The sequence below is a fragment of the Curvivirga sp. genome, from assembly GCF_965219885.1.
Taxonomy (GTDB): Bacteria; Pseudomonadota; Alphaproteobacteria; order UBA8366; family Aestuariispiraceae; genus Curvivirga.
Genome location: NZ_CBDCOT010000009.1, coordinates 824,014 through 838,890 on the forward strand (window position 1 = coordinate 824,014; position 14,877 = coordinate 838,890).

A 14,877-nucleotide genomic window follows, 5' to 3' on the forward strand; every position below is an offset into this window, starting at 1 on the left:
GAATCAGGAATTCAGCGTATGAGAGACAATCGTTGCGCATCAGTCTAAACTTAATTTTCTATCCAATAAAAAACCCTGCAGGTCTTCACCAACAGGGCTTTTATTCGACGGATCAATAGGATTTCGTTTAACGAAGTAATCCTACAATATCATAAACATCATCAATGATTGGTTGCGTAATTGCCTGTGCGCGTTCTGCACCATCTTTCAAGACGGAATCAATATAGGCTTCATCATTCAACAGGCGTTGCATTTCTTCGCCAATTGGACCTAGAACTTCTACCGCCAGTTCGGTCAGAATTTCTTTGAAATCCTTGAAGGATTTACCACCAACTTCTGCCAATGCCTGTTCAGATGTCATATCTTGAAGGGCTGCATAGATACCCACCAGGTTACGAGCCTCTGCGCGGTCTTCCAAGCCATCCATTTCTGTCGGTAATGGTTCTGGATCAGTTTTGGCTTTACGTAATTTCAAGGCAATCGCATCACGATCATCTGTCAGGTTGATACGACTGTAGTCAGATTGATCCGATTTAGACATTTTTTTGGACCCATCACGCAACGACATCACACGTGCAGCTTGACCCAAAATCACAGGTTCTGGTTCCGGGAAGAAATTCGGCACATCCCAGTCATTATTAAACTTATTTGCAATATCACGGGTCAGTTCAAGATGCTGTTTCTGATCTTCACCAACAGGTACATGGGTTGCCTTGTAAGCCAAGATATCAGCCGCCATCAGATTTGGATAAGAAAACAAACCTGTAGAGGCATTTTCACGGTTCTTGCCTGCTTTTTCCTTAAACTGGGTCATACGGTTCAACCAACCCATACGCGCAACACAGTTAAACACCCACGCCAATTCTGCATGGTTCGGATTGCGGGATTGATTAAACAATGCGGATTTTTTCACATCAATACCAGATGCAATAAAGCTTGCGGTCACTTCGCGGATGGATTTACGCAAAGCCGATGGATCTTGCCATGTGGTTATCGCGTGCATATCAACGACACAGAAAACACATTCGTAATCCTGTTGCATACGCACCCAGTTACGAATAGCCCCTAGATAGTTTCCTAAATGCAGGTTACCTGTCGGTTGCACACCAGAAAAAATACGGTTTGTTGGTAATTTATCAGAATAGTCTTTTGTCATTTATAAAACTGCCGCATTGCTGCAAACAGCCCCACTCAAAGGTTTTGGACGCCCGAAGGGTTTCACAGAAAAAGGAACAGAATGTTCCCGATTAAAATTTGCTTACAAGAAAGCAACGCCCACGGTTATGACGACCTGCCCCCTATCGGTCAAGGGGAATTCCAAATAACTATATTTTCCAACAAATTGTGGTATATATGTAACATTAAAACCGGAATGAATTGGCGAAATAGATGACATGGTTACAGCTTAAATTCCCGCCCCCATTGGTGGCTTTGGTCTTTCTTATACATCTGGGATTGGTTGCCTATTTGTATCCAGACACTATTTTTAGCTTTCCTTATCAATCCTATATTGCCGTGATAATTGGTTTAATTGGATTAGCCTTGGGAATTACGGCTTCTATCGAATTTCGTAAAGTCAAAACTGCTGTAAATCCAAGGAAACCGGAACTGGCACAAAGCCTCGTCACAAATGGCATTTTTAAATATAGTCGAAATCCCATGTATCTTGGATTGGTGATCATTATCTGTGCGGCTGTGATTTTTGCCGGGAATTTTATTACCTTAATGCATCCAATCCTGCTTGTAATGTATTTACATTTTTTCCAAATACGGCCTGAAGAGCGTATTTTACTAGATAAATTCGGTGAAGATTATCTTGTTTACATGACACATACGCGTCGTTGGATTTAAAACAGAAAAGGGCCGCTAGAACGCGACCCTTTTCAAATTCGTAAGCTTCAAAAGCGAAACACAATCATATGCGATGCATATTATTTGTTAGAGTTAATCCACTCTTCCAATTGTGTTTTTGGCAATGCACCAACTTTTGTAGCAACAACTTCGCCGTCTTTGAACATCATCAATGTTGGAATACCACGCACACCGAATTTGGATGGTGTATCTGGGTTTTCATCAATGTTGATCTTTGCAATCTTAACTTCGCCTTGCATGTCAGAAGCAATTTCTTCCAAAGCCGGGCCAATCATCTTACAAGGGCCACACCATTCAGCCCAGTAATCAACTACAACTGGTTGGTCAGCATCAAGAACAGCACTTTCGAATTCGTCGTCTGTTACATTTACAGTGGACATTTCTTTGCTCCTTAAAATGTCTTCAATCATCCGACATGTAGACGGATTATGGTTTCTACTTTTTCCTAATGTAGGGAGTGGGTGAAAACAGGTCAAGTTGTCCTTTGTCCAATTCCATAATTCTTGGCCCATCTGTCCATAAAAGTGCACATCGAATATCATGGTCGGGATAGATTTTATCTAACACCGCACGGTAGCTAGCCATTTGTTTTAAATAGGCTTCTGGAACATCTGCCGGATCCATCGGGCTTGGTCGCAGGGTTTTGTAATCTACGATAAAAACTTCTGTGCCTGAAACGATCAAACGGTCAATCTGACCTGAAACCAATTGTGTTTTATCCCCTTCAATCAATCCCACCACAGGGACTTCCGCGCGACTATCAGGCCCAAAAAGAGAAGCAAATTCAGGCTTTTCCATTACCGCCATGACTTCATCTGCCAATTCAAGTTGATAGGCCTCATCAATGCCATGAGCAGGTTGAGCCAAGAATTTTAAAGCAGCATCCCGCCGTTTTGCCAAAGGTAAATCTGGTAAACTTTGAAGCAGGCGATGCACCAATCGACCACGTTTATAATATTTCTGCGCCTTCACTTGTCGCGGTGAACGCACAGGCGGATTGGCAACCTCCACTGTTGCCGCAGATGGAATCAAGGGACGCGGTGGCATAGGTTCTGCCCCCGGCGCTACACGCATCCAATACGGCATTTCTTCTTGCGCCTTTTCGGCAACGATTTCTTCTTCTTTTTGAATGATTTCAGCAGTATGCGCTTCCTCATATATCCAGGCTTTCCCGGTCCAGCTATCCATACTGTCGATAGGGGCAGCAAAATCCACCTCTGTTCCAATCTTGCTTAGGCCCTGTTCAATCAATTCATGCCAACAATCCGCCGATGCCCCATTGGTCCCGGCCGAGCCACATACCAATAAGCGATCCTCTGCACGGGTTAAGGCCACATAAAGCAATCGACGATATTCCTGATTTTGGGCTTTCTTTAAATCAGCCTTGGCCTTTTCACCTATAGCTTCCTGATAATGCCCGCTTGGGGTCCAGACAGGGAATTGTTTCTCCCCCTCTTTCACCCAATACATTTTATCACGCATCATTGGGACAGATGTTGTATCCGGCATAATCACGATCGGCGCCTGAAGACCTTTTGATCCATGTACCGTCATAATTTTTACTTCATCCCTAACACCTGCTTCCAAGTCACGCTTAACTTCGGATTGACCTGCATGGAACCAGTGTAAAAAGCCTTGTAAGGACGGCGCATTCCCTTGTTCGTAACTCAAGGCCATAGCAAGAAATTCTTCCAGCGGGTCTTCTACTTCCCGACCCAATCTTGCCACCATAGCTTCACGCCCAGTTAAACTACGATCTTCTTTTTTATCCAATGCGGGACAAGGACGGGCCAAAATGCTTGAAAATAACTCAAAAGGACGGATAAAATCCGTACGGGCCAATAAATCGGAAAGCCAATTTACCACTGGCCCAAAACGTGGATGATCTCGTCCAACTTCCCGTAAATTAAACCACAGGGATCGGCTCCCTCGTTTATGGGCCAGTTTAAACAAATCATCATCATTAAGACCCAAAAGTGGTGTCTTTAACAAAGTCGCAAGCGATAAATCATCATCCGGCATGATCAGGAATTGCGCTAACACCATCAAATCCATCACTACAATCTGTTCTGACAGGATCATCCGGTCCACACCTGCCACGGGAATGTTTTTACGTTTTAGGGCACGCACCAATAAATCTACAAAGGCATCACGGCGACGCACCAAAACCATAATATCCCCAGCGCGCACTTTTCGGGCCTTGGCTGGCAGGTCTTCATGTCCAATCCAACTAGCTACTTGATTTGCCAACGCATCCGCCAATCTTTGTTTTGGACTGGCATCCCGTTCGGTTTCCGTTGGTAACAACCACGGATCAGGATCAACCGTACGATCTGCTTGCACCACAGGCCATATTTCCACACGTCCCCCATGGCCTTGGCGGAAAGCATTATGGTGGATTTCACGTTCCAACGGCACCACCCCATCCCGTGCGACCGGATTTTCAAAGACAGCATCCACCGTTTTTAAAACCGCATTGGTGGACCGGAAACTGGTATCCATCGGAACCATATCCCAATCCTGCCCAACCTCTTTTACAAGATCAGCAAACACGCCTTGCATACGATTAAATTCACGTGGATCAGCACGTTGGAAACTAAAGATGGATTGTTTCTCATCCCCGACGGCAAAGATGGTTCTAAATACATCACGCTCAAATTTTTCAGGACGGGTATTATATTGCCCTTCCCCTGTGAAAAATTCACGGGTTAAGGTTTCTACTACCTGCCATTGTTCCGGGTTGGTGTCTTGTGCCTCATCAATCAAGACATGATCCAAACCACCATCCAGTTTAAACATGACCCAAGCAGCCGCACCATCTTCCTTAGTCAGCAGGTTTACAGATTTTAAGATCAGATCGTCAAAATCCAGAAGATCACGTGCCTGTTTTTCGGTCTCATAAGCCCGTAACATAGCTTCGCCCAAACGCAACACGCCCGCCGACGCGGTTGCCGTTACTTGGCGTGCGATGCGATCTTGCACACGAATGATACGATCTTGCTCATTTAACATCACATCTAAAATGTCAGGACGATCTTCACCCCGTTTCTTAGTCATGACATTCGCTTTAGGGTCAAGTTTCTGGGTTAAGAATATAGATCGATAGCTTTCATACCCAACCACACGTCCAGCTTCGTCAGCCTCAAGCCAAGATGCCAATTTTTCTGCGGAAGACTGATCCGTTTTTGTGCCTCCCTGCAGATGTGTCATAGCATCACGTAATGCGTTGCGATCAAAGGCCCCTTCTTTACAAGCCTCCTTAATCACGTCTTCTTCGCTCACCCCACGCACAGCATCTAGTAAATCAAAAAGCTCACCCTCAACTCTATTAAGGCAATCTAGGGGACTTTCATCAGGACGTTGATCCAATAACCGTTTGAGGCGGCCACGCTCATAGATCAACCCACGCATCAATTGGGCAAAGCTTTCTTCATTACTATGGCGGGTAACAACTTTCAGTGCTGATTGTAAAACACCTGCCTGATCCGCGGCGCGCAAAATAGTATCCTGGGCGCGCATTAACATTTCATTGGCAGACCGATCATCCAGAATTTGGAAATTAGGCGACACACCTGCTTCCAATGGGAAACGACCAAGTAAGGACTGACAGAAACTATGGACCGTTAAAATCTTGAGCCCCCCCGGTGTATCAAGAACACGGGCAAATAACTGTCGGGCAAGCTGCATATCATCCTGATTGGGGGCTATCCCCATCAGTTGATGCAATTCCTTAAACAGCTTTTCTTCTTCCATGGTTGCCCATTCACCAAGCTTTTCATTCACCCGGTTGGACATCTCCGCTGCTGCGGCCTTGGTAAAGGTGATACATAGAATTTTTTCAGGCCAGGCGCGCATTAATAACAAAGATAATACGCGATCTGTTAGAACCTTGGTCTTACCACTTCCGGCACTTGCCGACACCCAAACTGAATTAAACGGATTGGATGCACGACGTTGCAGGATGTTTGGATCAATGGGAGTATGAGATACAGCATCAGACATGACTTAATCTTCCCCCTCTTCTGCAATACGCCATTCCCCTTCCCGTGCCAGATGTTCGAAATCATTATATCGACTGGCATAGCGCATCTTTGGGGTGGCTAGATAAGGTGTTTTCTCATCCGCAAATTTATGCACCAGTTTCTGTACACCTTCTTCAGCTTCTTCTACTAAATCAGCTAAAGATTTATCTTTGATACGAACCGGATGTTCTTTACCTGCCGGATCACCACCGGATAATTTCCAAAAAGAAAGTTCCGCCACATCAAGATCTTCCCCATTTGGTATTTCCTTGAATCCTGCCTTTGCGGCAATGACTGCTTCCAACGGCAATTGAGGCGCATACCCAGCTGCCACCATCTTACTACTAGGTGGCGAACCTGTTTTATAGTCCACGATAGACAAAGCCGATTGGTCTCTTGTTTTATCCAATCGATCTGCTTTCGCGGTCAAGGTAAACTCTCCAATAGGCGAGTTAAATGTCCAAGTGCCTTGAATCTCACTCAAACTATTCAGCATGACTTTGCGACGATCTTTTTCCTTTTCCACAAACCATGCGGCAATACGTTCAAATCGCGGCCACCAGAATGCCCGCACAGCTGGATGCGCCATATGTTGTTGGAAATGTTTCTCCCCAAATTCCAACAGTTTATCTAAGGCTGTTTCGGGTAGATTATGGTTATAAGGAAAGGCCTCCATAAAATCTTCTAGAGCTGCATGGATAAAGTTTCCCCGATCCGCCGCCCCCGGTTCTTGTTCCAAGGGGTCGAGCGGGCGAAGGCCTAAAATCTTTTCCGCGTAAATGCCATAAGGATTACGCATCCATGCCTCAATCCGGGTGACAGATAGTTTATTTGGTCGCGCTTCAAGTGGTGGTGTTGGCGCCGGAGGATCAATGGTTTCACCTTCTGCTTGTCCCAATTCAATGGCCCAATCCAACCAAGGCCGATCTGCTTTCATCAGATGGGACATTTCTAGTTTGTCCAAAACCACATCTAAACGGCTTAACCAACGACTTGGCACTGTTGGTGATCCGTCGGTCTTTTCAGCGCGTGTAATCACAACTTCCCCTGCACAGAAACATTGGGCGAAATCATGGGCACTTAACCCGATACGGCGTTCTGGCAAAGGAAGGCCAAATTTCTGTCTCATAGGCCGTGACATCCAAGGATCTGATTGGCTTTCCGGCGGCCATATGCCTTCATTTAATCCTCCAAGGATCACAAGGTCTGTATGCTGTAAGCGGGCTTCCATAGGTCCCCAAATAAAGGCGCGAGGATGTCGACCATGGGCGGCGCGTACGGCTTGGCCCACCAGCAAAGATTCAAACAAACTTGGATATTCCCGTGGTGGCATAGCTTTTACCAAACCAGCATCTTCCCCCAAATCTGCAAGGAAATTCGCCAAAGTTTCCCCTGCATCCCCCGCCCAAAGACGGTCTGATCCGCTTTCTTCGTAAGACGCAGCCAAGGCCTCTGCAGCTTCCATATGAGCTTCCAAGATTACAGGTAAATCAACAGTTTCTTGATCAATCACTTCCAAAAGAGGCTTAAGGGCGGTTTCCAATCGATCCAGAAACGCTGTAAGGCGCACTACATTTTCATCGCGCTTTTCTGGTTTTCGATGATCTGCCTTGGCATAATCGCCAACCAATGCGCGCAATCCCTTCATACCCGGTGCAGGTTTTGGTCCACGCAAACATTCCGTTTCTAGTAATCGAACATCACGGCGGAATTGTGCAATATGATCGCCACAAGCCGACATTGGATGTTTTAACAAGGATAATAAAGAAACAGGCGATAGGGATAAGGAGACCGCGTCTGCCAAAAGGCGCATATAGGTTGCAGGTGCTGTGGTTGAAAGCGGTTGCCCCGCTGAATCATCCACCTGAATGCCCCAACGTTGTAATTCACTTGCCACACGACGCGCCAACATTCGATCTGGTGAGACCAGCGCCACTGTCTGCTCCGGTTCTTGCAATCTTGCGCGCATCAACAAAGCAATGGTCGCCGCTTCCGTCCCTGATGTTGGACAATCAATCTGGCAAATCCCATCCAGCGCCTTTTCAGGCCAATCACTTAAGCCTCGCCATTTATCTGTCGTGCGGGCAGGTCGCAACGTTTCTGTCATCAACTCTACGCGCGAAATATCACTTGCTTGATGATCTTCAATACCATCAAAGGTCCAAGGCTTCACATCTTCGCGTGTTAACCCCATATCTTTTAACACATGGGCAAAACCATATTGCGGATGGGTTTCATCTTCTTCGACTGCCGCCCAATCATCATCTGACAAAGATAAATCAACCCCCGGTAAGATCACTTGCCCTTCAGGCAGATGGGCAATCACACGCAACAAATTCGCCGCCGCCGGAATACTACCCGTCATACCTGCTGCCAGAATACGTTGAGTTGGTGGGGAGGCTTCCCATGCCATAGCCTGTGCATTCAAAATCCGATTTCGACGATCCGCCGGATCAAGCGCCCCATTTTCTTCTAAAATTGCGGGCCAGAATTTTCGCAAAATATCTAGAAATTCAATAATCTCCCGCCAGTGATCAGAAAACTCATGAGACCCTTCAATCAGGTTTTCCAAACCATCCAATGTTAATTGTTCCGTTTGCACCTGATCTAAGAGACGGGCAAGTTCTTGTGCCAAACGTGCGGCCTGTTCCACAGAAGGCGTATGATCCCCAATAGGACGCATGCGGATCAAGCTGGTCAATAACAATTGGCGATGCAGATTGGAAATCGCTGGCGGCAGTTCAATTTCTTCCATCATACCCAGATCGGTATAGCCCTCTGCACCCAATAAAAGCTCATCCTCATCTACATCCCCGATCGGACGCATCACAGGTAACAGGATCGGTTTGCCTTTGCCCAATCGTAAGAAAGCATCTCGCAAGGCACGACACGCACGACGGGTTGGCAATAAAATCACCATATCGCTGATCGCAAGTGGATCTTCTGCGATATCCTTTAATAGCTTTGCCGCTAGTGCATCTACAAAAGTTATATTCGGGGCAATGGTATAAACACTTGCCTCCCCTGCAACCACTGGCACCGGATTTATCGGTTGGGGCGCTTCATCAAAGGCTGTAAAAAGATCGGCTTGTTCAATAGTCATCAGATGATCTTACCATCAACCAAACGTGAACCATAATGAGATTCAGCTTCTTCTAAAGATTTCACAGATGAGATATCTAACCATTCTCCATCATGCACGACCCCAAACAAACGACCAGCTGCCTGAGCTTTATCAAAACTGTCACGTAAGGAAAAAGCCCCGTCCGGCGTATCGTCTAACAAGCGGGGATGCATGATACGATAACTGGAAAAGATATATGGCGCGCTATCTTCTTCTATCCGACGTGTCAAACCACCCATTTCATCCATAAAATAGTCACCTGCGCCTCCGTGACCGAATGCTTTTTCTTTGGGAATTAATAGCATCAGGCAATCCATCTTTTCGTCATCCCAATGGGATAAAAGATTATTCAAAGATTTTTCTGCATCCCCAATCAATACCACATCCGCATTAGCGACGAAAACTGCATCCTGCCCTAATAACGGCAGTGCCTTTTTCATACCACCACCCGTTTCGAGAATTTCATCTTCATGAGAAATCTGAACTCTAGGATCATCGGAAAAATGACCGTGGATTTTATCAGCCAAGTAATGACTATTCACCACAAAATCTGTAGTTCCAGCGGATCGCAATAAATCCATACACCAATCAATCAATGGTTTACCTAGAAACGGAACTAACGGCTTGGGAATAGTATTGGTTAAAGGGCGCATACGGGTACCGAAACCTGCTGCCATCACCATTGCTTTTGTGATTTTTGTCACTTTCAAATCCCTTCACCCATACCTAAATGCGAATGGATAATGTGCAGGGATTTGCCTTTTCCCGCAAGAGGTGGCACGCAGGAAGAAATACCTAAAATGTCTTAATCAGCCAATCCAACCAACTTATCCGCCCAACGTGCATGGGTCGTGTGAATTTCAATTTGTCTAATGTCGCCCCCTTGTTCCACATGGGTCAACAAAATATCCAAACGATCCCACGGCAGATAACTCCCAAGACGGTCAGGCCATTCAATCAAGGAAATGCCCTCACTAAAGGCTTCATCAATGCCTAATTCCAGAACCTCATTTTCATCTTCCAAACGATAGAGATCATAATGATAAATATCTTCACGGTCTGTTTCATACGTTTGCACCAAAGTGAATGTCGGGCTTGGCGCCTGTCCTGCCTGCTTTTGGCGTGATTGAATTAAAGCTCTGGCAAAAGTGGATTTCCCAGCCCCCAAATCACCCCATAAACAAACCACATCCCCGGCAACCAAAACATTACCAATACGTTCTGCAATATGCTTTGTTTCAGCCTCATCTTCCAATGTCAGGCTGTATAAAGGTCGTGTAGCATCATCAAGATTTTCATTCATCTTTCTGGGCTTTCTTAATGCAATCTATGAAAATTCTTATTGGCGCTGTATGTGCGACTTTTCTAGGCCTTTTTCAAGACTATTGTCACCGCAAACCCTTTTTCGGAAGTGACATCCAACTGAATCTCACCACCATGAAGTTCGACCATATTTCGCGCGATTGATAAGTTTAATCCAACACCGGATCGCAAGGCTTGCGGGTCATTCCCCATAAATCTGTTTTGGATATATTTTTGATCTTCCTTATGATCCAACACCCAATCTGTTTGATATCGAATACATAAATGATCTGGAAAATCTGAAAGTTGAATATCAACGTGATCCCCGTCTGAAAGTTTAAGGATACTCCCCAACAAGTTAGACAAAGCACGTTCCAAGCGCCCTTGATCACATTTATATCGATACACACCGGGCTCACAGAAACAGGTTAACTGCTGTTTCTCATCCATCACCAGAGCTTTATTATCTTCAATTGATTTATTAATGAGTTGCGCAATATCACTTTCTTCCAACTCAAGCTCCATCAGATCTGCCTGAATAATCGCCAGATCAAGGATATCTTTCACCAATTGCGTTAATGTTTCTCCCGCATCCAGAATGTTCTGCACATGGTTCATTTGACGTTCATTTAAAGTCCCGAAATATTCTTCTTTCAGAATGGATGCAAACCCTTGAATAGCATTAATTGGTGTACGAAGCTCATAAGATACATTGGATAAAAATTGTGTTTTCAATAAATCAGCACGTTCAAAAGCAACATTTCGTTCTTCCAAGGCTCGCTCTACTCTTTTGGTGTCAGTCACGTCAGAATGGATCACTAAAACCTGCGCATCTGGCAATGGCACCAAAGCAACTTCAATAACACGACCATCTACAAGCGCCAGAGTATAACTTTTTGCAACCCGTTCCGTAATTTGTAAAATCATATCGGATTTTGATTTCTTGACTGCAAGTTCATCTTCATTTGCCAACCATTTCTCATGATAGAAATCTACAATCTCAGTGATATGTGGATTGGTATCCAAAAGTTCTTTCGGGAATTGCCAGAATTCCTTAAACATACGATTCCAAATATTTAATTTACCATCACTCCCCCAAACCGATACAGCATCAAAGAGGTTATTTAATGTCTCCTGCTGTACCGCAATCTGCGTATTATAGTTACTTTCCAAAGATAAAAGATCGGTCACATCTTCCAACATCCACATTAGCCCACCCAAGGGATGAGGAATAATTAATTGATGCAGTGTTCGCCCGTCGGGCAGATGAAGCATTTCTTCTTTCTTTTCCAAAAGACGTGAAAATAACGCTTCTTGTTCACGTTTATACTTGGGGAAATCAATTACTTCGGGAAGTTTTCTTTTCTGCCGAAGTTTCTCCAACACCTCACCATATCCAAGACCGGCAGCAACATCAGAAGAATGCAAGTCAAATAAGCGCATAAAAGACTGGTTAAAGTAAGTTAACCTCTTATCTGGTCCAAAGATAACAATAGCTGATAGCATTTCATCCAAAACCGTATCATGAGCTGCCAAATGAGTTACTAATTGCGCTTGCACATCGTCCAATGCCGTCATATCCAAAGCATAACCAGTTAGTAGATGAGGTAGATTAGGATGGCGTTGTTCCGTAAATTCAAGCAGTCGACGTTTGCCTTGCAAGGCCACCGAATGGCTTTCCGTTTGAATACTGCTAGAACGCGCTGCCCGACGGGCCAAAAATCGACCAGCCGCGGAAATACTACCAGCGCCCAATTCATGCTGCTCAGAGATAACAATATCTTTGTCTTTTTCTAGATATTCTGCATAGGCTTTATTACAGTCAAGCAGGTTCAAATCATCTGTTGATCGCCACCAGATTGGATAAGGTAAACTATCAATAATTGCTGACTGAATACGACTGTCCTGTTCCATTCTTACATAATTATCTGCAAGCAACGAAAGCTCGCTGATATCTTGAAACCAAAGAACAAGAACATATCGGCGAAATATTCTGGTTTTTTCCCCTTTTATCGAAATCACTCGTCCGGAAAGTAAATCAAAACTCCCTTCAAACCCTTTGCCATTCTTCATCAAAACATCAAGATGCATTAGAAATCTGGACTGTTGGTTTTCATCTATCAATTCAGCAACATGCCCCATGGCCTGAATTTGAGAAAACCCAATTAATTCAGCAGCTTTTTTGGACCAAAATAACATTTCTGTTCCCTGCAAAATCAACGCCTGTGAGGATTGATCAACAAATTCATGTAATCGACGTTTCAGTAAATTTGAAAACCATAGATAAAAAATAGCCACACAGGTGATGATTACAAATGATGCAATCAACAAACTCAACAAAATCTGTGATGCTGTTACTTCCACCCTAATTTCCTGTTCAAATGACACAATTATCTAAAAATTCGATTTTATATCCAAACACGGTTCGAAACTTTTTTCCACCCGTGTTTGAAGCTTTACTTGATCCTTCGTCAAAGCTGCGATAGAGAAAAATCATAAAGAAAATAATTATTATAATTTTCACAAACACAGGAATTAATTTTTTATGTCTGAAGATTCCAAAGCAACTGGTTTCATGAATTCCAAATTTGAAGAGGGAAAAATTCTATTCCCAGGTGTGATTATTACAGTGATTGTGGCTATCGCGGCTTCGTTTCTATCAGAACATCATGGCGGGCCCGTCATGCTTTATGCTTTATTGTTAGGTACAGCCTTCCATTTTTTATCAAAAGATGAAAAAACCGCTGATGGCATCCAATTTTCTGCCAAGACAGTTCTACGCGTCGGTGTTGCTTTATTAGGCGCGCGGATCACAATTGATCAAGTTGCTGATTTAGGGTTATGGCCATTATTAGTGGTCGTTGCCTCTATTGGTGCGACAATCCTATTCGGATTGATTGCGGCCAAATTGTTGAAACAGGATAAATGGTTTGGCGTTTTAACAGGCGGATCTGTTGCGATTTGCGGAGCATCTGCGGCAGCAGCGCTTTCCGCAGTGTTACCTAAATCAAAAGAAGCAGAAACCAATACGATTTTTGCAGTTGTCGGAGTAACAACATTAAGTACACTTGCAATGGTATTCTATCCATTGATCGCCCAATGGTCAGACATGTCAGATGTGGGAAATGGTTTTTTTCTTGGTGCCACCATTCATGATGTGGCGCAGGTCGTTGGTGCAGGGTATTCTGTGTCAGAAACCGCAGGTGATACCGCAACCGTGGTAAAACTTTTTCGCGTAGCCATGTTAGTGCCCGTAGTTCTTTTTGTATCTATTGCCGTTAGTATGGCTGCAAAAGATATCAAAGGTGGAAAGAAGGCCGTTGGCGTACCAGGTTTCTTAGTTGGTTTTGTTATCCTCGTACTACTTAAAAGCTTTGGTTTTCTTCCTGATCAAATCGCCGAATTTTTAAAAGAAGCGTCCCGCTGGTGTTTGATTACAGCTATTGCAGCGATAGGCATTCGCACCTCATTGGGAGATTTCAGATCTCTTGGCTTTGCACCTGTTGTCATGATCCTCAGTGAAACTGCTTTCCTTGCAGTTATAGGTTTCGTCGTAGCATGTATCGGATATTAATCGGCATAGATTATATCTTCACCAAAAATATCTGCCGCAATTAAATATTGGCGATATGATTTATCAGGATAAACGTTTAGCGGGTTAGTAATACTAAATATTCGACGTGGATGTTTGGTCACAAAATCAATACTTTCTTGATATTCTTCTGCCCAGATTTTTTGTAGATCTCCATCTTGATAAGCAAGCTGCAAACCTTCCAGGACACGTTCAGCAGCGCGTTCATTACCTTTCGTGGTAAAAAAGAAAGCTGGAAAGTCATAGTAGATTAAGAAACTGTCGTCATAAGTTAAACTGGGAACATCTTTATTTCTATTCCATTCAGCAAAAATCTCATTCACCCCGCGCAGGAATATATCCGCCCGATCCGTTGCCACTTGCCTAAACATACCATTATAAGAACTGGATGTAATCACCCCAAAACCGCCATTTCGAAGGATTTTATTATCAACCCAACCTAATCCCTGTAATATGCTAAATTGCTGTAACTCCTTCAATGTACTTACTGATTTCAACTTTACCTTTGTTTTTTCCGATACAAAAGCTGCACGATAGCCTAACACCCCCAAAGTCAGCGGAAATGGTACAGCTATCATATTATTTAAACGATCAGGTGTGACTGCATTTTGCACAAAGAAATTGGGATAACTACCTCGTTCCACCTCTCGCATCGTGCGTTTCGTATTAGATCCAATAGGTGTCACTTTCAGGGTGTAAGCCCCATGAGTGTTCGTTGTTTTTTCAAGTGCCAACTGTAGTAATTTATTCTGATAAATATATCGTTCATCACCCTCAGATTCAGGACCACGGGTTGTAAACACCTCTTCTGCAAAGGCAGAAAAACTATCCAGAAACAAAAAAACCATCAAAGAGGAAAAGAAATTTAACAGGTGGATACGCAGACACATAATAGAAATTCTACTTATTTCAAAAACTTCAAATATCTACAACCAATCCTTTAAATAGTCTAAAGGGTTTTTTAA

10 protein-coding genes are annotated in these 14,877 nt (G+C 44.0%); 2 read left to right on the plus strand and 8 right to left on the minus strand.

Annotated features, from left to right (window positions below; all coding sequences use genetic code 11):
• Positions 1-127 precede the first annotated feature (127 nt).
• On the minus strand, positions 128-1,156 hold the full coding sequence (trpS, locus tag ACOQOA_RS09320; RefSeq protein WP_420548370.1) for a tryptophan--tRNA ligase: 1,029 nt from the start codon (positions 1,154-1,156) through the stop codon (positions 128-130).
• Positions 1,157-1,389: 233 nt separating this feature from the next.
• On the opposite strand from trpS, the gene ACOQOA_RS09325 reads away from it, so the two are divergent.
• Positions 1,390-1,851, plus strand: a complete 462-nt coding sequence (locus tag ACOQOA_RS09325) for a methyltransferase family protein (RefSeq protein ID WP_420548371.1) — start codon at positions 1,390-1,392, stop codon at positions 1,849-1,851.
• 80 nt (positions 1,852-1,931) lie between these two features.
• Here ACOQOA_RS09325 and trxA read toward each other — a convergent pair whose 3' ends face one another.
• From trxA to ACOQOA_RS09355, 6 genes are all read right to left on the minus strand, one after another.
• A complete protein-coding gene (trxA, locus tag ACOQOA_RS09330) occupies positions 1,932-2,252 on the minus strand; it encodes a thioredoxin TrxA (RefSeq protein ID WP_420548372.1) in 321 nt (106 codons plus the stop codon).
• A gap of 55 nt (positions 2,253-2,307) precedes the next feature.
• Positions 2,308-5,874, minus strand: coding sequence for a double-strand break repair helicase AddA (addA, locus tag ACOQOA_RS09335; protein WP_420548373.1), 3,567 nt, complete (start codon positions 5,872-5,874; stop codon positions 2,308-2,310).
• 3 nt (positions 5,875-5,877) lie between these two features.
• The gene (gene addB, locus ACOQOA_RS09340) at positions 5,878-8,997 is read right to left on the minus strand and encodes a double-strand break repair protein AddB (RefSeq protein ID WP_420548374.1); all 3,120 of its coding nucleotides are present in this window, start codon (positions 8,995-8,997) and stop codon (positions 5,878-5,880) included.
• Positions 8,997-9,722: a nucleotidyltransferase family protein gene (locus tag ACOQOA_RS09345; RefSeq protein ID WP_420548375.1), complete on the minus strand. Its 726-nt coding sequence runs from the start codon at positions 9,720-9,722 to the stop codon at positions 8,997-8,999. Before ACOQOA_RS09345 ends, addB begins: the two co-directional genes overlap by 1 nt.
• A gap of 101 nt (positions 9,723-9,823) precedes the next feature.
• The gene (gene tsaE / locus ACOQOA_RS09350; RefSeq protein ID WP_420548376.1) at positions 9,824-10,321 is read right to left on the minus strand and encodes a tRNA (adenosine(37)-N6)-threonylcarbamoyltransferase complex ATPase subunit type 1 TsaE; all 498 of its coding nucleotides are present in this window, start codon (positions 10,319-10,321) and stop codon (positions 9,824-9,826) included.
• 62 nt (positions 10,322-10,383) lie between these two features.
• The gene (locus ACOQOA_RS09355) at positions 10,384-12,684 is read right to left on the minus strand and encodes a PAS-domain containing protein (protein WP_420548377.1); all 2,301 of its coding nucleotides are present in this window, start codon (positions 12,682-12,684) and stop codon (positions 10,384-10,386) included.
• A 181-nt stretch (positions 12,685-12,865) separates the two neighbouring features.
• On the opposite strand from ACOQOA_RS09355, the gene ACOQOA_RS09360 reads away from it, so the two are divergent.
• On the plus strand, positions 12,866-13,894 hold the full coding sequence (locus tag ACOQOA_RS09360; protein ID WP_420548378.1) for a YeiH family protein: 1,029 nt from the start codon (positions 12,866-12,868) through the stop codon (positions 13,892-13,894).
• Here ACOQOA_RS09360 and ACOQOA_RS09365 read toward each other — a convergent pair.
• The gene (locus ACOQOA_RS09365) at positions 13,891-14,802 is read right to left on the minus strand and encodes a hypothetical protein (protein ID WP_420548379.1); all 912 of its coding nucleotides are present in this window, start codon (positions 14,800-14,802) and stop codon (positions 13,891-13,893) included. The two genes, ACOQOA_RS09360 and ACOQOA_RS09365, sit on opposite strands and share 4 nt — an antisense overlap.
• Positions 14,803-14,877: the final 75 nt, after the last annotated feature.